This window comes from Rahnella inusitata (assembly GCF_965118895.1).
GTDB lineage: Bacteria > Pseudomonadota > Gammaproteobacteria > Enterobacterales > Enterobacteriaceae > Rahnella > Rahnella inusitata_A.
Window position 1 is genome coordinate 1 of record NZ_CBCPJJ010000010.1, and the last position, 21,703, is coordinate 21,703.

The 21,703-nt window shown below is 49.3% G+C and carries 17 protein-coding genes and 1 pseudogene; 1 reads left to right on the forward strand and 17 read right to left on the reverse strand.

The features are described from left to right. Positions 1-130: 130 nt before the first annotated feature. From ACMHLI_RS11185 to ACMHLI_RS11225, 9 genes and pseudogenes are all read right to left on the reverse strand, one after another. Positions 131-1,843: an ABC transporter ATP-binding protein gene (locus ACMHLI_RS11185; protein ID WP_413529544.1), complete on the reverse strand. Its 1,713-nt coding sequence runs from the start codon at positions 1,841-1,843 to the stop codon at positions 131-133. A 116-nt stretch (positions 1,844-1,959) separates the two neighbouring features. Next, the gene (locus tag ACMHLI_RS11190; protein ID WP_413529545.1) at positions 1,960-2,265 is read right to left on the reverse strand and encodes a hypothetical protein; all 306 of its coding nucleotides are present in this window, start codon (positions 2,263-2,265) and stop codon (positions 1,960-1,962) included. A 15-nt stretch (positions 2,266-2,280) separates the two neighbouring features. After that, positions 2,281-2,805, reverse strand: a complete 525-nt coding sequence (locus tag ACMHLI_RS11195; protein WP_413529546.1) for a hypothetical protein — start codon at positions 2,803-2,805, stop codon at positions 2,281-2,283. Positions 2,806-2,964: 159 nt separating this feature from the next. Beyond that, a complete protein-coding gene (locus ACMHLI_RS11200; protein WP_413529547.1) occupies positions 2,965-3,702 on the reverse strand; it encodes a fimbria/pilus periplasmic chaperone in 738 nt (245 codons plus the stop codon). Beyond that, positions 3,668-4,975, reverse strand: coding sequence for a fimbrial usher protein StbD (stbD, locus tag ACMHLI_RS11205; protein WP_413529548.1), 1,308 nt, complete (start codon positions 4,973-4,975; stop codon positions 3,668-3,670). Before stbD ends, ACMHLI_RS11200 begins: the two co-directional genes overlap by 35 nt. Before the next feature lie 54 nt (positions 4,976-5,029). Continuing rightward, positions 5,030-5,140: pseudogene (locus ACMHLI_RS11210) on the reverse strand (hypothetical protein); the annotation flags it as partial. 137 nt (positions 5,141-5,277) lie between these two features. After that, complete coding sequence (locus ACMHLI_RS11215; protein ID WP_413529549.1) at positions 5,278-7,842, reverse strand: fimbrial outer membrane usher protein; 2,565 nt, start codon at positions 7,840-7,842, stop codon at positions 5,278-5,280. Further along, positions 7,820-8,575: a fimbria/pilus periplasmic chaperone gene (locus ACMHLI_RS11220; protein ID WP_413529550.1), complete on the reverse strand. Its 756-nt coding sequence runs from the start codon at positions 8,573-8,575 to the stop codon at positions 7,820-7,822. Before ACMHLI_RS11220 ends, ACMHLI_RS11215 begins: the two co-directional genes overlap by 23 nt. A 107-nt stretch (positions 8,576-8,682) precedes the next feature. Continuing rightward, entirely contained in the window at positions 8,683-9,237 is a 555-nt protein-coding gene (locus ACMHLI_RS11225) for a fimbrial protein (protein WP_413529551.1), read from the reverse strand. A 572-nt stretch (positions 9,238-9,809) separates the two neighbouring features. Here ACMHLI_RS11225 and ACMHLI_RS11230 point away from each other — a divergent pair. Then, positions 9,810-10,511, forward strand: coding sequence for a DUF2461 domain-containing protein (locus ACMHLI_RS11230; RefSeq protein ID WP_413529552.1), 702 nt, complete (start codon positions 9,810-9,812; stop codon positions 10,509-10,511). Between the two features lie 36 nt (positions 10,512-10,547). Here the strand turns inward: ACMHLI_RS11230 and ACMHLI_RS11235 are convergent, their stop codons facing one another. The 8 genes from ACMHLI_RS11235 to ACMHLI_RS11270 form a co-directional block, all read right to left on the reverse strand. Continuing rightward, positions 10,548-12,083, reverse strand: a complete 1,536-nt coding sequence (locus ACMHLI_RS11235; RefSeq protein WP_413529553.1) for an EAL domain-containing protein — start codon at positions 12,081-12,083, stop codon at positions 10,548-10,550. 32 nt (positions 12,084-12,115) lie between these two features. After that, positions 12,116-12,769: a hypothetical protein gene (locus ACMHLI_RS11240; protein WP_413529554.1), complete on the reverse strand. Its 654-nt coding sequence runs from the start codon at positions 12,767-12,769 to the stop codon at positions 12,116-12,118. A 781-nt stretch (positions 12,770-13,550) separates the two neighbouring features. Further along, the gene (locus ACMHLI_RS11245; protein WP_413529555.1) at positions 13,551-14,414 is read right to left on the reverse strand and encodes a D-amino-acid transaminase; all 864 of its coding nucleotides are present in this window, start codon (positions 14,412-14,414) and stop codon (positions 13,551-13,553) included. 167 nt (positions 14,415-14,581) lie between these two features. After that, a complete protein-coding gene (locus tag ACMHLI_RS11250; RefSeq protein WP_112168948.1) occupies positions 14,582-14,821 on the reverse strand; it encodes a hypothetical protein in 240 nt (79 codons plus the stop codon). 95 nt (positions 14,822-14,916) lie between these two features. After that, positions 14,917-15,597 (reverse strand): respiratory nitrate reductase subunit gamma, encoded by a 681-nt coding sequence (gene narI, locus ACMHLI_RS11255; RefSeq protein WP_413529556.1) that lies wholly within the window; start codon positions 15,595-15,597, stop codon positions 14,917-14,919. After that, entirely contained in the window at positions 15,594-16,316 is a 723-nt protein-coding gene (narJ, locus tag ACMHLI_RS11260) for a nitrate reductase molybdenum cofactor assembly chaperone (protein WP_413529557.1), read from the reverse strand. Before narJ ends, narI begins: the two co-directional genes overlap by 4 nt. Further along, on the reverse strand, positions 16,316-17,851 hold the full coding sequence (gene narH, locus ACMHLI_RS11265) for a nitrate reductase subunit beta (RefSeq protein ID WP_413529558.1): 1,536 nt from the start codon (positions 17,849-17,851) through the stop codon (positions 16,316-16,318). Before narH ends, narJ begins: the two co-directional genes overlap by 1 nt. After that, positions 17,848-21,624 (reverse strand): nitrate reductase subunit alpha, encoded by a 3,777-nt coding sequence (locus tag ACMHLI_RS11270; RefSeq protein WP_413529559.1) that lies wholly within the window; start codon positions 21,622-21,624, stop codon positions 17,848-17,850. The genes narH and ACMHLI_RS11270 overlap by 4 nt, the downstream gene beginning before the upstream one ends. Between the last annotated feature and the right edge of the window lie 79 nt (positions 21,625-21,703).

A 21,703-nucleotide genomic window follows, 5' to 3' on the forward strand; every position in this document is an offset into this window, starting at 1 on the left:
ACGACCATCAAGGTAATGCCTGACGGCCATAAGTTTGATTTGAAAATTGTATTTCATATGAACTCCGAATGAAGGTTTAAAAAGTCCAACATTCGGGGTTCAGTTCATTTGCAGGGGAGGGATCACGGATTTAACGGAACTGCGCGGCGTGAAGCTCTGCGTATCGGCCCTGAAGAGAGAGCAAGGTTTCATGCGTACCCTGCTCGACAATTCCTTCCTTATCGACCACAACAATGCGGTCAGCGTTCTGGATAGTTGCCAGACGGTGGGCAATCACCAGCGTGGTTCGCCCTTCTGAGAGCTCCGCCAGCGATTGCTGGATGGCCTGCTCTGTGGCGGTATCGAGCGCAGACGTCGCTTCATCGAGGATAAGGATCGGCGGGTTCTTCAGAAAGATTCGTGCGATCGACAGCCGTTGTTTCTGACCACCGGAGAGTTTCACGCCCCGCTCGCCAATCACCGTGTCCATCCCCAGCGGTAAACCGTCGATCACATCATCTAATCGGGCGCGGCTGGCGGCGAGGCGGATTTCCGCTTCGCTGGCTCCCAGCTTGCCATAAGCAATGTTTTCACGAATGGTGCCACCAAACAGGAACACGTCCTGCTGCACAATCCCGATGTTATGGCGCAGCGAGGTTTGCGTCATATCGCGGATATCAATACCGTCGATGGTGATACTGCCGCTGTCGATCTCGTAGAAGCGCGGCAGCAGCGAACACAACGTGGTTTTACCCGCGCCGGACGGCCCGACAAACGCCAGCGTTTCACCCGCATTAATAGAAAGCGTGATCCCGTTGAGGATTTTGCCGGCAGGCGTGTAGCCAAACACCACGTTGTCATAGTGAATGTCACCCTGCAGATGGCTGACGATCTGCGCGCCCGGACGATCCACGATATCCGGCGCGGTGTCGATCAGTTGTGTAAAGCGTTTAAAACCGGCAATCCCTTTCGGATAACTTTCCAGCACCGAGCTGATTTTCGCAACAGGGCGGAAGAACACTTCCACCAGCAGCAGGAATCCGACAAATCCGCCGTAGGTCAGCTGGTCATTAATCACATACCAGGTCCCGGCGATCATCACGATAATCTGCACCAGTCGGGTACTGAGATAACTCAGCGTCAGGCTGGCGGTCATGATTTTGTAAGCCTTCAGCTTGGTGACGCGATAGTTGTCGTTATCAGATGCAAACAGCTTTTGCTCATGTTCCTCGTTGGCAAACGCTTTGACCACGCGAATACCGCCGATGCTTTCTTCTATACGGGCGTTGAAATTACCGACCATTCCGAACAGGCGGCGCCAGGTGTCGGTCATCTGTGCACCATAGCGGCTGACCATCCAGGTCATCGCCGGAACAATAATGATGGTCATCAGCGCCAGCTGCACATGGACGGTGGCCATCAGGATAAAGGCACCAATAAACGTCATCACCGCAATAAACACATCTTCCGGGCCGTGGTGTGCAATCTCCCCCACTTCCTCCAGATCTTTAGTGACGTGAGTAATGATGTGACCGGTTTTAGTGTTGTCGTAATAGCGGAAAGACAGTTTCTGTAAATGAGTGAACGCCTGACGCCGCATATCGGTTTCAATCCCGACGCCCAGCGCATGCCCCCAGTAGTTCACAATCGCCATCAGTAAGGTATTGATGACATAAATCAGCAGCAATCCGACGGTCGCACCGATGATCAGCACCCAGTCATGGGCGGGAAGCAGCTTATCGATGAAGGTTTTGATCGCCATCGGGAAGCCCAGTTCCAGTAAACCGGCCAGAATGGCGCAGCCAAAATCGAGGAAGAACAATTTTTTATAGGGAGCGTAATAAGAGAAGAAACGGCGGAGCATCAGGCATCCTCATAGAAACAGCCCGGAGGCGGGCAAGTCCGTCAGTCTAAATGAAAATGGTTATCGATAAAGATAATTTTAGACCTGCCCGCCGGATACCGATTCCTGTGCATCATTCAAAGAAGCTTGCGGACTCCGCTTAAAATGACACCAAACGCCGCATTCAGTGCCTGCCATGCAATTTCTTCGGTTATCGCCTCATAGGTGGTCAGTACCGCCACGAAGGTGGATTTTTGCGACGCCAGCAGAGATTCATATTCTCCGCTACGAAAACTACCTTTGCCCTTTTCTATCTCCCACGTCAGTTGCAGCAGCGCTTCTATCTGCGGCACTGCGCCGTTGGCAACCGTATTCCAGTTCGCGCCCAGAGAGTTTTTCGCTGCATTAATGGCGCTGTCTCGTAAATCAAAAATATCACTCATCACATTTACCCCTGATTAGTTTTGCGAAGTGCCTGAGCCATTTTTTAATACCAGCTGATAAGTCAGCATTGCCTGTAAAATCACCGAGACTTGTTTTCGCTGAATACTGATATACGCCGGTGAGTCCTGCCCGGAGCAATGCTGCCGTTTGTATTTAATCTGATAGAAGATATTTCTCAGGCCAAACATCTGCTGGTCTATCGCCGGATTGTTATTAAGCAATTTGGTGCGGGATTCAATCAGCGATAAATCCGTTTCTGCCGAATTAAAAAACTGACTGTCGGTTACTGAAGGTGGGGAAATGAGCGAAAGCGACTGCCCCGCCATCGCAGGCGCAGCGTTGCAGGCTGCGACCGGCGAGACAGTTTTGACGTCTTCCGCCATAGCCTTCGCATACCATGTCACAAACTGTTGATCGGCTTTTATCTGAAAGGCTGTGATTTGATTATCGAGCGTCTGATCATATTTATGCGTTGAACATCCGCTTATTATCACCACGACGATAAATATCGTGAGGTTAAGCTTAAACAGTGATTTCAAAATGCCTCTCCTGTGACCCATTCCGGTGGCGGGAATTATTCTATTGCCCGTGCCATCAAAAACTAGCCACAAGAGATGACCGGCGCAACCGGCCGGTTAATCATTTTATCTCACAGGTGTGGTCATTTTTATTATTGAGAGTGAAAGTTGAAATGATATTTAATTTATCTGCTGGCTATTCTGCCAGCGTGTGCCGTTATCATTAATCACCTCATAATCCATCATTCCTGACAGGTTTTTATCCGCAGGGATATCCAGCCGCAAACTGGAAAGCGGTTCCACCATGACACCCGCTAACTCCGTCGCCCCTGACTTCAACGATGAAATCGTCATATGCCACGGCGTCGGATTTTGGATCAACAGCTTATTGCCGGTTGCCTCCTTCCTGATGCTGAACTGTAATTTCTGTACATCACTCTCTTTGAGTTCACCCACCTTCTCAGGCCTGACGAACACTTTCATACGGATTTTTAACGGCAGCACGACCTTTTTCTCGCCTTTATTCCGCGTTTCGGTATTTGGCGGAATTTGATAAATATTCAGCCAGTAAAGACTTTCGCGATCCTGTGGCAGGCTTCCGGCTGAAACCAGCAACAGGCGAATATTGCGGATCTCCGCCGGTTTCATTTTGAACACTGGCGGATTGATCACAATCGGCGTGTGAACCTTATCCGGGTTCACCGTCGGGTCACCGTTATCCGTCCAGACCTGGACCACGACCGGTTCTTTCTCTGAATTCACTAATGACAGTGATTCCGCAATACCGCCCGAGTTGAACACCACGCGGGTCTTTTCCGCATTAACCACCGCGCTGGCATGAAACGCCGTGCAACAGAGCATAATGCCCGCTGCAACGGTGATTTTATTGAAAACTGACCACCACTTGTAACTGTGCATTGACGCTCCCCGCCGTAACTGTTTCGCCACTGATGGCCTCCAGAGAGGCTGTAAAATTACCGGTGTAGGTTGTGACACCGTCCGTTGAGTCATCCTGACTGGTGGTCAGATCTTTATAGGCGTACCAGCCGCCATCATTTCCCGTCGTCATAGTTTTACTTGAAAGCAGGTTTAAAACATTGCCATTCTGATCGTAGATACGAATCCCTACACCCGATGCAACACCTGATGATCCATAATTAGTATCTAGCAAATGAGTTAAACCATTAGTTGATGTCAGACCCAGTGTTGTCGCGGCGGTGACCGCTGTAGATTGATTAACCAAAAAACCCATCGCGACATTTGCTGATGAACTGGTTGATTTACTTACGCTGGATATAGCGGCGTCTTCACAGCTTAAGCTGATGTCAAAAGTACTTTGGCTTGTTTCTCCATTATTAAGAGAAGCGGTGGAAATCGTCGGCAATAGAACAACCGATGGATAATCTTTGACAAGGCACATTGCTCCCCTGACAAATGTTACATGTCCATACATACCAAAGCTTCCGGGATAATTTTCATACCAGCCATAGTAATTACCGCCTTCAAGTACTCCATCCACAACTCCCGCACTTGCCAAACCTGGCCCCCGAAAACCGATAAACCCTGAATTATAGCCCCACGCATAGAGATAAGGACTGGTTGAAATACCCGTTATTGCAGTAGAGGAGGTTCTAAGTAGCTCAACATATACATCAGAAAAAGCACTGGCGGGAATATATATATAGGTATCATCTTGAACCCAATCATCAGAGGTCAATAACCGAGACTGCCAACGCCCAGTGAAATAATTCCCTGTTTTTAAGTTTGTAAGTCTAATTGCTACGTTGTTAACATATGTATGATAGGCACCTTCAATATCTGTAGTTTCATACATACCTGAATAAGCAGAGTATGACTGAGTGGTGTAGATTTCAGAAAGAGAACCAGCATCGGCCAAAGCGCATCTAAAAAGAATTTGATTCTCTGTATAAGCCTTAGCTTGGGATGCTGTGAGAAAATTTGCAGTTGAGCTAGCTAATAATGAACCAGCAGGAGTGAAAGAACTACTTGAACTTATAGATACTATTGGCGGCAAACCTATATTACCACCACATGCATTATGGCATGCGCCTGTCCATGAAGATGCAGTGTAACCTTCATTTATTAATTCAGTTGTTAGGGAACTTGTTGAAGTCACTCTTGTACAGTTTGCTTGAGAAAATAAAGGTGAAGAAAGTAATACTACTCCCATTATTATTTTACATATTTTTAACACTGCTTGTAATCCTCATAAGTTAATTGTGTTTCAGTTAACACCTAAACACCTCATTGAAAAACTGAAGACAACTTGTAACTGTGCATTAACCGGTTCCGCTGATACTGTTTCGCCACTGATGGCTTCCAGAGATGCTGTAAATATCCAGCAGCGATTATTCCACTGGGCAGTAAAGAGGTGCTTGTCACCTTATTACTATTTGCATGGGATGCAATAGGTACAGTCAGCATCAGAAAAGTCAAAAGATTTTTCAATTCAAACATTATTTTCATCCACCATTAAATTTCACATGGCAACGTTAACTGAACAAATTCATTTTCATCTTCTGCAGGTAACAGATAATTAATTTTGCATTGTTCCGCATCACCTTTACCCCATGAAACAAATAACACCCCGGAACGATCATTAATACGTGCATAGATCTGCCCCGCTTGCCCAACCATGCCTAAGCTCTTACCATCTTTATCTGTCACATCTGCGCCCATCGGAATCATTTGTTTATCGCTGAGTGTAGTGTTTATCAACACTTGCTGGCCTGATATTGTTTCGAAATTCACCTGAACGATAGCACCGGAATAAGGTACGACCTGCTTGCTGCCACCCTGAATATCTACTTTAGAGTTCAATCCCTTTGGATCTAAACTCACGGTGTTATAACGATAAGGCGATAAAGACGGCATAATGGCGTAGCCAAAACTGTCTATTTTCGCACCCTGCCCGTTCTTAATCTCTGCCCCTTTGGCACCTTTGGCTTTTACGAGTGCAAAGGTATCGCTGACGTATGGCCCATAGGTCACGCCGCCCGGATGAATAAGCAAGGTGCCTGATGTTCCCATACCAAATTGTTTATAACCTGTGCCTTGCGAATAAGAACCGCGGAATGCACCTTTGGAGGTGTTCTGTTGCAAAGAGCCGCCCCATGTCATTTCATTGCCGCTGTTCTGATAGTTCTCCACACCGCTGTATAACGAATAGGACAAGTTACTTTTTTCACCAACACTTCCGGAAAGACTGGTTGTCGCCGATTCTGACGTTTTATTTTTCGAAACGTTAAATGCAACATTTGACCGTGAATTCGTCCAGTCCAGTGGCATCGAGAACCCTACAGAAATAGTATTCTCAGTATATTTTTGACGGTTTGTCGTATCCTCTACACCACTGTAATAATTACTTCGAGTGGTGTAACTGGTTCTTTGTCTGCCTACATTGACGTTATAACTGATCTTTTTATAACTGTTGCTGTACCCCAACTGCAATTGGGTAATGCGGGAGTTATTGCTGTAATAATCAGAAGTACTGGCATTAAGTGACAATGAGCCATAAGTATCAAAACTTTGTGCAATAGTGGCACTGAACTGATTCTTTTGATTTAACGTATCCGAATAGTAAGTTGTGGTATTTTCTGCTGCACGTCTTACACCCAGCACATCCTGCAGATCGCGGAAGCCCTTCGTAGAATAACGGTATGCGGCCAGCGTCAGGTTCGTTCCTGTTGTAAAAGTTTTGCTATAACTGGCCTCGGCACGCCACCCTGACTGGGTTTTATTATTTTCAGCCACGGCATGTGAATAGGTCGTGTTAAGCCCGACAGCACCTAATGGCGTCGCCATAACACCGCCTAGCAAATAAGCCTCATAGTCTTTTGCCAGACGTACACCAGCGTTGCCGGTAAAACGGTTACTGATCCCGCGCTGAATTACACCTTCCATGAACTCGTTATCGACATTGTAATAATTACGTACCTTGCCGAGTGCAACTTCATAATTCCACATGCCCGGACGTATAGAATCCGGTACGGCCGAATACGGCACAGTGAAAGATGAGGTTTGTCCGTTGGCTTCGATAACCTCAACCTGTAAATCACCCTGACCTCGGGTATTGTTCAAATCGTCAATGACGAAAGGCCCCGGCGACACAACGGTTTCATAAATTGTTTTACCCAATTGGCTGACCACCACGCGCGCCGTCGTGCTGGCTACACCACGTACTTCAGGCGCATAACCGCGCTTCCCTTGTGGCATCATTCGCGTATCGCTGGCGAGTTTGACACCATTGAAAGACAGGCTGCCGAAAAGGCTGCTGTTGGTATAGCTATCACCAATTGTGATTAACGAATTGATCGACGGCAATGGCCGTTGTGCGTTTGTACGCACGCTGGTCCACTTTTGACGTGTACGTCCGTCCGTCTCGTTGTAACTGAAATTTGACTGATTTCTCAGCTGCCATAAGCCAATATTGGTGCCACTATTAAGACCGCTCCAGAGATTTTTTGTAGTATATCCTCCGGTATTCTTTGTTTCATAATAGTTGGTATTGTGCTTAACAAATAAACCCAGACCACCGCTGTCCCACTGTGAAACCGGAATATAACCACGTGGTTGGCGATACAATGAGGCCTGAGGTATTAGTAGTTTTAATTGTTGAGTCGGTTGGTCAAACTCCCAGGATGCCCCTTTAGAAAGGGCAGAGAAACTGACGCATTGGTTTCCAACCGGTAGCAAGGAGACGACATCCGCTTTTAGCTGAATAAGTTTAATATCATCAGCTTTCAGGCAGGGTTGAGCTGCTTCACCTTTTTTAACACTGCTAAATGTAATTTCAACATTTTCCTTCACCAGCTTATTGTTGACATAAAGATCAACATGATAATTTCCGGGTTCAATCTCGATCACTTTATCATTTAATTTGTCGAGATTCACAGCAACTCCGGAACCTTCCAGCAGACTGGGGTCGAAATAAAAATCTTCAGCTTTCGCGAATGGGTGATAGCAGGATAAAATACCTACCGTTAATAATGAAAGTGAGGACGGTAATTTTTTATTATGGATTGATTTCATACTCATGGCTCACTCTTGCTCCCTGATCGTTAATATAATCAATGATTGCCGTATCATTTTTCTGTAATTGGAGTTTTTTGAACGTCACACTTTGTTGTGAAAATGGTGAAAGCATGTCAGCAGATTGAGTATAAAGCTTATCACCTTGTTTTATCTTTATGCTGGCAATAGAAACAAAAAAGGGTGAATCATTCTTTATCTGTAATGAGGTTCCGCCTGACTGCGCTGTAGAAATCAGTTTTATTTCATCAGGAAGATTTCCAATACGACTGGCTATTGCTGCAGGTCGGTAGAATACTTTTACCCGATTTTTAAGCATCACCAGCATTTTATTTTTATTCTGGGCCCCCTCGCCACCTGCATTGATGGGTGGGATTTGCAGAAAGTTAAAATAAAAAACAGACTCGCGATCCTGTGGTAATTTTTTATTACCCGTAAAGGAAATCCTCAATACTTGCCCGCTGTTAGAAGCGATTTTAAACAGTGATGGAGATGCGATAAAAGGTGCCTTCGCAGTCAGCGCAGTTGAGTTTATATCTCCATCATCCAGCCAGGTTTGTACGGCATAAGGGATAATATCTTTGTTACTAAATTCGACATTGACTGATTGATTATCAGAAGGATAAATAATCCTGTTGCCTATCATGGTCACGCTGGCATGAGTCGTTGCAGAAAAGCCAAATGACAGCAACAGCATTGCATTAAATATTTTTTTACTGATTTTAGATTTGAATAACATTGGCATTGCTCTTGTCATTGACACTTTGGTTTAATTAATCATCATAGTTAATGTTTTTTTAAATAAAAGATGGCAGATAGCCTGCCATCTTTTAAATGTACTCAGACTTACATATAGCTCACCGCATACTCAACAGAACCTGCTACCGTACCCGCAGTAGCCTCGCCTGTTGCATAATACTGCACATAGAATGTTGCACTGGCACTTTCATCCCCAACAGCTAAACCAAGTTCATTCTTAGTGCTGGTCCAGGTGGAACTTAAATCAATCTCTTCATTAGCTGTATCCAGTAATTGCAGATTGACGTTGGTTGCTGTGCCAGTATTTTTCAGTGTGCCTTTATTAGCTGTATCCACCAGATTTCCTGAGAAAACGGTGTTAATTGTTGTAGCCGTGTCAGCAGCTGCACAACCAGAAAGCGCAATTTCAAAAGAAGTGGTTCCGGCAACATTACCAGCTGTAGTTAAAGAGCTTACCGCTGCAGTAGGTAATAAAACAACCGGAGCAGAATCGCTGTTTACCGACACTTCACAAGTCTGATCCGCTACTTCACCCTGAAATGAAATGGTGTTATCAGATACAGCAGAAGCCGTCATTGAATAACCCGCTACCAGCAAACCACAAGCCACCAAAATTTTCTTATTCATGCGTTGTTTCTCCATTAGATTAATTTCCTTCTGACGCAACCCACTTTGAACTGCTTGCCAGAGGTGATAATCATAAAGTCACGACAACATTCAGCAAACACATCTGCATAAATCACTATAATTAGTGATTTATTCTAAAAACAAGGTGGATTTCACCCGTTTTATAAAGGAATTGATGTAAAACCGCTTTTATCTCAGAGAAATAATCTGCAATTACCATTAACATCCTGAAAACATATTTAAAACTTACACTTTCTTAACTAGGAATATTCTCAGCTTAATTAAACATGCAAAGACCAATTCTGACATTTATGTCTATATCCGGTTAGCTAATAAACATTCTGCGGATTATTTATTCAAAGTATTTTAATAGTTAAACGATAAAACGTTTCAAGGGTGATATTAGCGTCATGACTCTGTAAATATTGATATAGAACAAAAATCTGCTTTCATCGTAATCTACCGTTTTTGCATAGTTTCATTTTCCAACTCTGAAAGCTAAATCCCCCTTTGATCTCCTTTCCGCCTTCAGCGATACTGTTTAAATACACAGTTCATGGCATGACGACAGAGGACAAAGGATTAACATGGGAGCATTTACAGGTTTTACACAGGCTGGACTGACCTTTTTGCAAGAGCTGCGGCAGAACAACGACAAAGAGTGGTTTGAAGAGCACCGGGATATCTATCAGCAGCATCTGCTGGAGCCGATGCGCAAGCTGGTAGAGGATCTCAGCCAGGATATGGTGGTGATTGATGACCTGTTTGAAGTGCGCCCGGCGATTGGTAAAACGATATCCAGAATGCACCGGGATACGCGCTTTTCGAAAGACAAGTCGATTTACCGCTGTAACCTCTGGCTGACGTTCAAGCGTTCGCGTAAGAACTGGACCGATGCGCCGACCTATTTCTTCGAGTTCGGGCAGGACTGGTGGCGTTACGGGCTGGGCTATTACAGCGCATCAAGGACCACAATGGATTTGTTTCGCCAGCAGCTGTTGCATAAGCCGGAGGAATTTTTGCAGATGGCGAAATGTATCGAACCGAATTTCACCATTGAAGGTGACAGCTATAAACGCCCTCTGGTGAAAGAGCAGGATCCGGCGCTGGCGGCCTGGTACAACAAGAAGTCTTTTGCGCTGATCAGTGCCCATATGGATATGGATCCGCTGTTCTCGGGCGAGCTGGTGGGGATTTTAAGCAAAGATTTTCATCGCATCTCGCCGCTGTATCACATGCTGATGAAGATTGAAGGAATGAAGAAAAATCAGCTGGCGCTGGGTGAGTAAGTGTCAAAGGGGCGAATTCGCCCCTGTTTGTTTATCTCAGGAGAGGATTTTAGCGATATCCACCGGCCTGCCATATAGCCAGCCCTGCGCGATAATCATCGGATAATGCGCCATTAGGAAATCCGCCTGATGCTGCTCTTCTATACCTTCGACAATGATCTTCGATCCGGTCTGCGCGAGCATATCCAGCATCATTTTTAGCATGCGAAAGCTTACGGATTCGATACCAATCGCATCAGTGAATATCTTATCGATCTTGATAATGTCGAAAGAGAGCTTGCTCAGATAATCCAAATTAGAATACCCGGTACCGAAATCATCCAGCGCGATGCGATAGCCGTACTCTCTGAGTCGCACCAGCGCATCTTTAAGAAGCCGATGATCCGCCGTTGAACGCTCGGTTATCTCTAATACAATCTGCCTGCGATCAAATCCGCCTTTGTCGATCTCTTCTTCCAGAAAGACTTTGAATTCTGAATCCGTTACATCGGCGGTGGTGATATTAATACTCACGAAGAGTGATTTATTTTCGCGCAGCAGCGGTGACATTTCCCGCAACGTACGGGCGACGACGGAACGGGTTAATCCTTTGATCTGATTAGTAGATTCCGCAAGTCTGATGAACACGTCTGGCGGAATATTATCGCCATTAATATCTTTCCAGCGGGCTAAGGCTTCGTAGCCTATTACCTTACCCGTTTTAATTTCCACAAATGGCTGATAGTTGATATAGATATCATCACAGCTGATGGCCGTTTTAAGTTTATTCTGTAAGGAACGGTTATTTATAAGATATTGCAGAATGGCAAAGGTGAAAATAGCGCCGGCCAGTAGCACGGTAAGCGTAATAAATACGACGGCAGTGGCAGACAGCGAGAAAAGTCCAATCTGAGTATTTCTGGCCATTACGCAGATATCATATTTTTTGCTGCATTCAGAGAAACTGGCCTGATGCCACCAGGATAAACGCCCCGACCCGCTCACTTCTTTATCCAGACCCGCGGTTTCCCCAAACAGCCTGAACACATGATCGCGCTGGTGGTTTATCAACACTGCGCCAAACCCGTCATAGGGTACATAGATATCGCGAAATGCAGCGGGTGTAGGAAACAGCAGGACGTTCTTAGATTCCATCATGTCGGCAGTAATGCGCGGATCAACCATGCCGCTAAACGACGTCCAGATGCGCTGGCCATAACGGGTAACCGCATCGGGAATTGACAGGGTTACCGGCTCCGGCAATCGTCCGCGCATAGCGGTACATTTTAGCTGACGGTCTTTCGTATAGCCGATATCTGAGATAAACACTGAGGTAAACGCGAGGTAGCGGATCTCATCAAGAAACCGGTCACTACAGGATTCGAAACGTATCGCATTGACATTATTAACCATATTATGCGATTCATCGGCGACTTCCAGCCCGCGCGCCATAATGTGCCGGGCATACAATGCCAAATCGTCCCGGTCATAAGTGGCCACCACCAGATGCGTGCCACCCAGCGTCACGGCAGCCAGCAGCAAGGTGCTCAGCAGGAAAAACAGAGGTCGGCCAAAAGGATTTGCGGGCTTCATGGGGTACCTGAAATGAAATTGTTGATGCCGTATTATTGTAAAGAGACTGGCGGATACTCGCTAAATTTACACCCTGCCAGCGCCATCAACTGACTGAATGCCACATTATTAGTGATTTTCAGCTTATTCATAATAGTATGTTTCATCCGGCTAATGCGACGGTAATCAGTTTTCATTTTATCCGCAATATTGGTGATGCTCATCTGCTGGCTAAACATAATAAGCACCTCCCATTCATAGTCACTCAGCATGTCAAAATTATAATTGAGTTTTCTGTCCTCGTAAAAGAGGACGCTGACCATACTTTCCGCATTCAGTATCTGGGCAGCCGAAGCACGGCAGCCATTAACATCGAGTTGTTTCATATAGATAGCATCGGCATTGCTTTGAATGAGCAAGGCTGGAATTTCAATTTCAGTGTGAAGGATAATATCAATAGCGGGGAATTGCGCTTTAAGTTTTCTTAAGAAATCCAGACCTTCGATTATTGAGGTGCTGGCGTCATAGACTTCACTGAAAACCACATCAAGCTTTCTTAATTCGAGCAAAGATTTAAGAGAAACAAAATTATAAAGTGCACCTTCAATAATTATATCGCCCTCTTCTCTTAAGATCTGGGTCATCACATCACTGACCAGCGAAAGAGGCTCCATAATTGCCACTTTTTCTCTTCTCTTCCACGCCATTCTTTATTCCTTACATTGATGAAATCCTCGTTATATTTTATCAACTCGAATTCGAATTTTTGATTTAGAAATAGATTTTAAGATTAGGTCAATAATTACGAAAAAACCAGCGAGAGGGATGAATGTTTCAATTAATGTCAGGTATTTGTATTATTTTAGAATAAAATTCTACCAGGATCCTGACAAAACAGAACTTAAACAAAGTGTTAATAGCACATTAACTAGGAATAATCTCATTTAAATTAAACCAGGAATGGTTTTTGAATGGCAAATTTCGGGTCTGAAAAAATGACCGAGAATTTTTCGGTTTCTCGTTGCAGATGCTGCTGCATGGTAGCTTGAGTAATGATCGAGAATATTTCGGTTTCTCATGTGCAGTGATCACTTAACACACCGCGCCGAAACCGCCAAAGAGGGAGGAAGGCGCTATCTCACCATTTTTAAGTTTTCAGTTGGTGGTTTTCTTTTCCTTTTCTGAGCCGGTTAAGTTGTGACCTAAAAAGCTGTGGCCGCGTTCAAAAATCGCGCCAGAGGGAGAGGTGGAAAACCGCGCGGCTTTTGCGCGGGTTGTAACCCGACCGGAGGGCACCGCGCAGCGGCGAGATTTTGCGGTAATAGCTACGGCTTCTGAAACATAGCCCGTCTGCATGGCACGTGTTTTAAAGAGCCCGGGATTCTTAAGGGGGCGGCGATAAGCCCCCCTTAAGGCCAGTTTGGGTGGCAACCCAAGGTCTTAGTCTTGAAGTTGAAGTTGCCCTTAAAATTGTAGCGATAGCTGAACCTACCCCGCGGTCGCCCGCCTCGCCTCCGCCACATAGATCTCCCGTAATTTTCCCGTCACTGGCCCCGGCACCCCGCCCCCAATGACTTTCCCGTTCAGAGAAATCACCGGCCATATAAACGTCGTCGCCGAGCTGATAAACACTTCCTGCGCATTCATCGCTTCCTCCAGCGTGAACGGACGTTCCTCCAGCCGGATGTCGTGCTGCTTCGCCAGCGCCAGCAGCGCCTGACGCGTGATCCCATGCAGGATATGTGTGCTCAGCGGGCGGGTGATGAGCCTACCTTCAGCATCAACAATCCAGGCATTGCTCGAACTGGCTTCGGTGATAAGTCCGTTTTCGACCAACAAGGCATCATCGGCGTCGTGGCGGTGGGCGTACTCTTTGGCCAGACAAGGCGCCAGCAGGCCGACGGTTTTGATATCGCGACGCTGCCAGCGGATATCTTCCACGGAGACCATGCGGATGCCGGTTTTCGATTTCGGGTGATCAATCAGCGGTCGTGCCTGTGTAAACATCAGAAATGTCGGTTTAACACTCTCACCCGGAAAATCAAAATCGCGATCGCCGCTGTTGCCCCGGCTGATTTGCAGGTAAATCGCGCCTTCCTGAAGGCTGTTCTCGGCGATGAGTCGGTTTTGCAGCGCTTCGATGTCTTCCAACTCGCAAGGCAGTCGCAGGTTCAGCGCCTGACAGGAACGTGATAAGCGCGCCAGATGCGCGGCGTTATCCAGCAGGCGACCATTGAGCACGGCGCTGACTTCATACACCGCATCCGCAAATAAGAAACCGCGATCAAATACCGACACCTTCGCATCCTGCTCGGCAACAAACTCCCCGTTGAGGTATACCGTTCTGGTCATGTCATTTTCCTGGCAAAAGTGGAATAGGATTTTTATTAGCAGATATCTTTATAACAGAGGATAAATTGCGTGAATACTGGACGACGGACGTTGACCCAACGCAGGTTTCCCGCACGCCGGGCATAAAAAAACGCTCCGGAGAGCGTTTTCATTGTGCGTTTTCAGGCTCAGAGCAGGCCTTTCTTCTTTTTGTTGCGGATGACCAGCCAGCTGATCAGCCCCATTACCGCACCCATAAATATAAACCAGATACCCAGCAACAGCTGCGGTGCCATTTCGCCCGCCGGCGTGTCAGGGCTGCCGACGATCAGGCCATGGAGTGTGGCAACGACGCCGATTACCAGCAAAATCATGCTGTTGCGTAATAAACGACGGGCTACGGTCATTGGTTGTCTTGGAGTGGCCATCAGTGCGTCCTTGAGCAATAAAATAAAGATAAGGGCGCATCATAGCGCCCTTCTTTTTTATGTCAAAACAGACAGATCACAATCAGCGATGTCAATCAGCGACGATTACGCACCAGCTGATAGCGGCGGGTGAGATATTCTACCGGTGCGCTCCAGATATGCACTAAGCGGCAGAACGGGAACAGCAGGAATAATGTCATGCCCAGAACGAGATGGACGCGGAAAATAAACGCCACGCCATCGAGATGTTCGGCTGCACCGCCGTGGAAGGTAACAACAGACTGCGCCCAGCCAACCAGTTTCATCATTTCGCTGCCGTCCATATGCTGCGCGGAGAACGGAATGGTGCCGAGCCCCAGCGCGCACTGGATGACCAGCAGCGCGATAATCATGATGTCACCGAAGCTTGAGGTCGAACGCACACGTTCGTTGCTCAGACGACGCCACAGCAGTAAACCACCGCCAATCAGCGTCATCACGCCGCACGCGCCGCCCGCCCACATCGCCATTTGCTGCTTAACCGGTACCGGCAGGAAGGATTCGTACATCCAGTGCGGGGTCAGCATCCCGAAAGCGTGACCGGCAATAATGCCGAGAATACCGACGTGGAACAGCGGTGATGCGATGCGCAGGATCTTTTTCTCGAGGATCTGGCTGGAACCGGCGCGCCAGCTGTACTGGCCGTAGTCATAACGCAGCCAGCTGCCGACCAGAAAGACCGTGCCGCACAGGTACGGATAAATATTGAAGAAAAAGTTGTTGAGGAAGTCAGTCATTTGCGTGGTTCCCCCGCAGGTGTGTCGTCAAGGTTCAAATACTGTGGCGCAACCGCACCGGCGAAGTGTTTCTGGCGCGCAGCTTCTTCACCACTCGCACAACTTTGTTCGCCGAGGAACTTGATTTGTTCCTCTTCCCACACCGCATCCAGCGCGGCGGGCGTGTCATCGCGTGCTTCCTGTTTGATGCCTTCACGCACTGATTCAGTGACAATGTCACTTCCAGACAACGCGAGCAGCAAATCAAACAATTCGGCGTAATGGCTGTCGCGCTCCTGTAAACGGGCACTGAGCAGCGCAAGGATCGGCGCGATGTCACGCAGGCCTTCGCGCGCCTGCTGCTCGTCACGGGTGGTCAGATACTCCAGATAAAGCGGCAGGTAATCCGGCAGCTCGCGGCTGTCGATTTCCAGACCGGCTTCGCGGTACTGTTCCATCAAATCCACCATCGCCTGTCCGCGGTCGCGGGATTCGCCGTGAACATGTTCAAACAGCAGCAGCGAGGTGGCACGGCCGCGATCGAACATCGCGGTGTACGCTGACTGGGCATCCAGCAGATCTTTCTGGCAGAACGCCGTAATGTACAGCGCCAGATCAAGGCGCTGTCCGGCGTTCAGTTCCGAAGATTGGGTTACCGCTTCGAGCAACTCGATCTGGTGCTCCCAAAGGTCTTCAGACGGGTAATCCAGCAGTAATCCGATGAGTCGTAAGCTGTTCATTAGCCTTTCCTTTCGGTTTTCGCGCCGATGTCGATGGCATCAATGCGTTTGCTGTTAAACAGGTTGAATTTAGTGTCGCTGCCGTGGCAACCGTCGCCGAAGCTGAAACCACAGCCTTTGGCTTCCGGGAAGGCTTCGCGAGCCTGTTCGCGGTGGCTGGAAGGCACCACGAAACGGTCTTCGTAGTTAGCAATCGCCAGATAACGGTACATTTCCTGCGCCTGTGCCTGTGACAATCCGACCTGCTCCAGCGCGCTGGTATCCACAACGCCATCGACCGTTTCGGCACGTTTGAAGTGGCGCATGGCCAGCATCCGTTTCAGCGCGCGCAGCACCGGTGCGGTGTCGCCTGCGGTCAGCAGGTTCGCCAGATATTCCACCGGAATACGCAGGCTTTCGACGTCCGGCAGCACGCCGCTGTGCGGCAATGCGCCCGCGTCGGCCGCGGACTGAATTGGAGACAGCGGCGGTACGTACCAGACCATCGGCAGCGTGCGGTATTCCGGATGCAGCGGCAGCGCCAGTTTCCATTCAATCGCCATTTTATAAACCGGTGACTGACGGGCGGCGTCCATCACTGACAGCGGAATGCCGTCAATTTCAGCCTGCGCGATAACGTCCGGATCGTTCGGATCGAGGAAGATGCTCATCTGGCTTTCATACAGATCTTTGTCATTTTCGACAGAAGCGGCTTCAGCGATACGGTCGGCGTCATACAGCACCACGCCGAGGTAGCGGATACGGCCGACGCAGGTTTCGGAACAGACCGTTGGCTGACCGGCTTCGATGCGCGGATAGCAGAAAATACATTTTTCTGATTTGCCGCTTTTCCAGTTGAAATAGATTTTTTTGTACGGACACCCGGTCAGGCACATGCGCCATCCGCGGCATTTATCCTGATCGATCAGCACAATGCCGTCTTCGCCGCGTTTATAGATTGCGCCGCTTGGACAAGTCGCCACGCATGCCGGATTCAGGCAGTGTTCACACAGACGCGGCAGATACGCCATGAAGGTGTTTTCGAACTCGCCGTACATCTCTTTTTGCATGTTGGCGAAGTTCTGATCGGCGGAGCGCTTGCTGAACTCAGTACCCAGATCGTCTTCCCAGTTCGGGCCGCCGACAATTTTCTTCATGCGTTTGCCGGTCAGCAGCGAGCGAGGTCGTGCCACAGGCTGATGTTTACCGTCTTTGGCGGTATGCAGATGCTGATAGTCAAAATCAAACGGCTCGTAGTAATCATCGATTTCCGGCATATGCGGGTTGGCGAAGATTTTGTGCAGCAGATTGGCTTTGTTACCCATACGCGGCTGCAGCTTGCCGTTGATTTTACGGATCCAGCCGCCCTTCCATTTATCCTGGTTTTCCCAGTCGTGCGGATAACCCAGACCCGGTTTAGTTTCGACGTTGTTGAACCACGCGTACTCCATCCCTTCGCGGCTGGTCCAGACGTTTTTACAGGTCACAGAACAGGTGTGGCAGCCAATGCATTTGTCGAGATTCAGCACCATGCCGACTTGTGAGCGAATTTTCATTTGGCTTTCTCCTGTGCTTCGTCAGGGAGGACTGCGGCCTGCACGAAGTCGTTGCCTTCATCATCTAACCAGTCGATGCGGTTCATTTTGCGCACAATCACGAACTCGTCGCGGTTTGAGCCGACGGTGCCGTAGTAGTTGAAGCCGTAAGACAGCTGCGCGTAGCCGCCGATCATATGGGTCGGTTTCGGGCACACGCGGGTCACGGAGTTATGAATACCGCCGCGCTGTTGGGTGATTTCAGAACCCGGAATGTTCACAATGCGTTCCTGCGCGTGGTACATCATGGTCATCCCCGCCGGTACGCGCTGGCTGACGACCGCACGGGCACTCAGCGAACCGTTGGCGTTGAAGGCTTCGATCCAGTCATTGTCTTCGATGCCCAGTTTTGTCGCATCGTCTTCACTCAGCCAGACAATCGGACCGCCGCGACCTAAGGTCAGCATCAGCAGGTTGTCGCTGTAAGTGGAGTGAATGCCCCATTTCTGGTGTGGCGTCAGGAAGTTCAGCGCCATTTCCGGGTTACCGTTTGGTTTGGCGTTCAGCAGTGGCTGCGCGGCTCGGGTGTCGATTGGCGGACGGTAAACCAGCAGGCTTTCGCCGAAGGCACGCATCCACGCATGGTCCTGATACAGCTGCTGACGGCCAGACAGTGTGCGCCATGGGATTAGCTCATGAACATTGGTGTAACAGGCGTTGTAGGAAACATGCTCATCTTCCAGACCTGACCAGGTCGGGCTGGAGATAATTTTACGCGGCTGAGCCTGAATATCGCGGAAGCGAATTTTCTCGTCTTCTTTATTCAGTGCCAGATGTGTGTGGTCGCGGCCCGTGTTAGCGCTCAGCGCTGCCCAGGCTTTAACAGCGACCTGACCGTTGGTTTCCGGTGCCAGCGTCAGAATCACTTCGGCAGCATCAATCGCCGTTTCAATACAAGGTCGCCCGATGGCAGCGCCTTCCAGCTTGGTGTAGTTCAGCTTTTTGAGCAGATCGACTTCGCTGTCAGTGTTCCAGTTGATCCCTTTACCACCGTTACCCAGTTTTTCGAGCAACGGTCCTACGGAGGTGAAGCGCTCGTAGGTGTTCGGATAATCGCGTTCGACAACCATCAGATGCGGTGCGGTACGGCCAGGGATCAGATCACACTCGCCTTTTTTCCAGTCTTCCACACCAAATGGTTGCGCCAGTTCGGCAGCGGAATCGTGCTGGATTGGCAGCGTGACAAGGTCAGTTTCCACGCCGAGATGACCGACGCAGACGCGGGAGAACTCTTTGGCGATACCCTTGTAGATTTCCCAGTCGCTTTTGGAATCCCACGCCGGGTCAACGGCGGCGGACAGCGGATGAATAAACGGATGCATATCCGACGTATTCATGTCGTCTTTTTCGTACCAGGTTGCAGTCGGCAGAACGATGTCGGAATAGAGACAGGTGCTGGACATACGGAAATCAAGTGTTACCACCAGATCCAGTTTGCCTTCGCCGCCCTGCGCCTGCCATTCGACTTCCTCCGGCATCACGCCGCCCTGCACGCCCAAATCTTCTCCCTGAATACCGTGTTCGGTACCCAGCAGATATTTGAGCATGTATTCGTGGCCTTTACCGGACGAGCCCAGCAGATTGGAGCGCCAGACGAACAGGTTGCGCGGGAAGTTCTGCGGATTATCCGGTTGTTCGGCGGCGAAACGCACGCTGCCATCTTTGAGTGCCGCGACGGTGAAATCAGCCGGAGATTGCCCGGCGGCTTTCGCCTGCTCTGCGATATGCAGCGGGTTGACGTTAAGCTGCGGCGCAGATGGCAACCAGCCCATGCGCTCGGCGCGGACGTTGTAGTCGATCATGCTGCCAGTGAATTGGGATTTATCCGCCAGCGGCGACAGCAGTTCCTGCGGCGCGACGGTTTCGTAACGCCACTGACTGGAATGGTTATAGAAGAACGAGGTGCTGTTCATCTGACGCGGCGGACGCTGCCAGTCGAGACCGAAAGCCAGAGGTTGCCAGCCGGTTTGCGGACGCAATTTTTCCTGACCGACGTAGTGGGCCCAGCCGCCGCCGCTCTGACCGACGCAGCCGCAGAACACCAGCATGTTGATCAGGCCACGGTAGTTCATGTCGAGGTGATACCAGTGGTTCATCCCGGCACCCACGATGATCATCGAACGACCGTGGGTTTTGTTGGCGTTATCGGCAAACTCGTGAGCAATGCGCTCGATATTTTGCTGCGATACGCCGGTGATTTTCTCAGCCCAGGCTGGCGTGTAGGCTTTGATTTCGTCAAAGCGTTGCGCGCAGTTTTCATCGTTCAGGCCGCGTTCAATCCCGTAGTTCGCCAGCGTCAGATCGTAAACGCTCGCCACCAGACCGGTGCTGCCGTCAGCCAGCTGCAGGCGTTTCACCGGCAGTTTGTGCATCAGAATTTCTTCCAGTGCCACGCTGTTAAAATGCTCGCTGACCGCGCCACCGAAATACGGATACCCGACGTTCACTACATCATCGTGATTACCCAGCAGGCTCAGCTGCAGGCTGACCTCTTTGTGCTCTTTGCCTTCGCGGGATTCGAGATTCCACTGACCTTTCTCGCCCCAGCGGTAACCGATCGAACCTAACGGCGACACCAGTTCACCGGTGTTTTCATCAAAGGCGATGGTTTTCCACTGCGGATTATTTTCCTGACCCAGGTTATCCACCAGATCGGACGCGCGCAGCATACGGCCTGCGGCGTAGGAGCCATCTTCGCGCGGTTCTAGCATGACCAGCATCGGCATGTCGGTATAACGACGCACGTAGTCAGTGAAGTACTGGCTTGGATTGTCGATATGGAAGTTTTTAAGGATCACATGGCCCATGGCCAGCGCCAGCGCGCTGTCAGTACCCTGTTTCGGTGCCAGCCACTGATCGCAAATCTTGGCGATTTCTGCATAGTCCGGGGTGATCGCTACTGTTTTGGTGCCTTTGTAACGTACTTCAGTGAAGAAGTGGGCGTCCGGGGTACGGGTCTGCGGAACGTTGGAACCCCAGGCGATAATATAAGAAGAGTTGTACCAGTCAGCAGATTCAGGTACGTCAGTCTGCTCGCCCCAGGTCTGCGGAGAGGCCGGTGGCAAATCGCAATACCAGTCATAGAAGCTCAGACACACGCCGCCGATCAGCGACAGATAGCGCGCGCCGGAGGCATAAGACACCATCGACATCGCAGGTATTGGCGAGAAGCCGATAATGCGATCCGGGCCGAAGGTTTTGGCGGTATAAACGTTGGATGCCGCGATAAGCTCGTTCACTTCCTGCCAGCTGGAACGTACAAAACCGCCACGTCCGCGTGCGGCTTTATATTCTTTGGCTTTTTCTGGCTGACTGACGATTGAACCCCAGGCATCGACCGGATCGCTGTAGGTCAGTTTGGCTTCGCGCCACAGCTGGATGAGCTTTTTGCGCATCAGCGGATATTTCAGACGGTTGGCGCTGTAGAGATACCAGGAGTAGCTGGCACCACGCGGGCAGCCGCGTGGTTCATGGTTTGGCAGATCCGGACGGGTGCGCGGATAGTCAGTCTGCTGGGTTTCCCAGGTGACCAGACCGTTTTTGACGTAAATCTTCCAGCTGCATGAACCGGTGCAGTTCACACCGTGCGTGGAACGGACCACTTTATCGTGCTGCCAGCGGCTACGGTAGCCGTCTTCCCAGTCACGGTTGGTATTCAGCGTCTGGCCGTGGCCATCAGCGAAGGGTTCAGCTAGCTGTTTGAAATAGCGAAACCGGTCAAGAAACTTGCTCATCCGGGAATCTCCTGTGCAAAGGCCTGTGGCGCTTTGTCGTTATGTGAATGTCGGGGAATTCAATTACATTGCTCACGTT

Bases quoted from the DNA above. Each gene is read 5' to 3' on its own strand.
- narI (WP_413529556.1), bottom strand. From the start codon at position 15,597: ATGACTGACTTCCTCAACAACTTTTTCTTCAATATTTATCCGTACCTG.
- ACMHLI_RS11185 (WP_413529544.1), bottom strand. From the start codon at position 1,843: ATGCTCCGCCGTTTCTTCTCTTATTACGCTCCCTATAAAAAATTGTTC.
- ACMHLI_RS11230 (WP_413529552.1), top strand. From the start codon at position 9,810: ATGGGAGCATTTACAGGTTTTACACAGGCTGGACTGACCTTTTTGCAA.
- ACMHLI_RS11235 (WP_413529553.1), bottom strand. From the start codon at position 12,083: ATGAAGCCCGCAAATCCTTTTGGCCGACCTCTGTTTTTCCTGCTGAGC.
- narH (WP_413529558.1), bottom strand. From the start codon at position 17,851: ATGAAAATTCGCTCACAAGTCGGCATGGTGCTGAATCTCGACAAATGC.
- stbD (WP_413529548.1), bottom strand. From the start codon at position 4,975: ATGGGAGTAGTATTACTTTCTTCACCTTTATTTTCTCAAGCAAACTGT.
- ACMHLI_RS11240 (WP_413529554.1), bottom strand. From the start codon at position 12,769: ATGGCGTGGAAGAGAAGAGAAAAAGTGGCAATTATGGAGCCTCTTTCG.
- ACMHLI_RS11225 (WP_413529551.1), bottom strand. From the start codon at position 9,237: ATGGAGAAACAACGCATGAATAAGAAAATTTTGGTGGCTTGTGGTTTG.
- ACMHLI_RS11190 (WP_413529545.1), bottom strand. From the start codon at position 2,265: ATGAGTGATATTTTTGATTTACGAGACAGCGCCATTAATGCAGCGAAA.
- ACMHLI_RS11220 (WP_413529550.1), bottom strand. From the start codon at position 8,575: ATGTTATTCAAATCTAAAATCAGTAAAAAAATATTTAATGCAATGCTG.
- ACMHLI_RS11270 (WP_413529559.1), bottom strand. From the start codon at position 21,624: ATGAGCAAGTTTCTTGACCGGTTTCGCTATTTCAAACAGCTAGCTGAA.
- ACMHLI_RS11200 (WP_413529547.1), bottom strand. From the start codon at position 3,702: ATGCACAGTTACAAGTGGTGGTCAGTTTTCAATAAAATCACCGTTGCA.
- ACMHLI_RS11245 (WP_413529555.1), bottom strand. From the start codon at position 14,414: ATGACCAGAACGGTATACCTCAACGGGGAGTTTGTTGCCGAGCAGGAT.
- ACMHLI_RS11250 (WP_112168948.1), bottom strand. From the start codon at position 14,821: ATGGCCACTCCAAGACAACCAATGACCGTAGCCCGTCGTTTATTACGC.
- ACMHLI_RS11215 (WP_413529549.1), bottom strand. From the start codon at position 7,842: ATGAGTATGAAATCAATCCATAATAAAAAATTACCGTCCTCACTTTCA.
- narJ (WP_413529557.1), bottom strand. From the start codon at position 16,316: ATGAACAGCTTACGACTCATCGGATTACTGCTGGATTACCCGTCTGAA.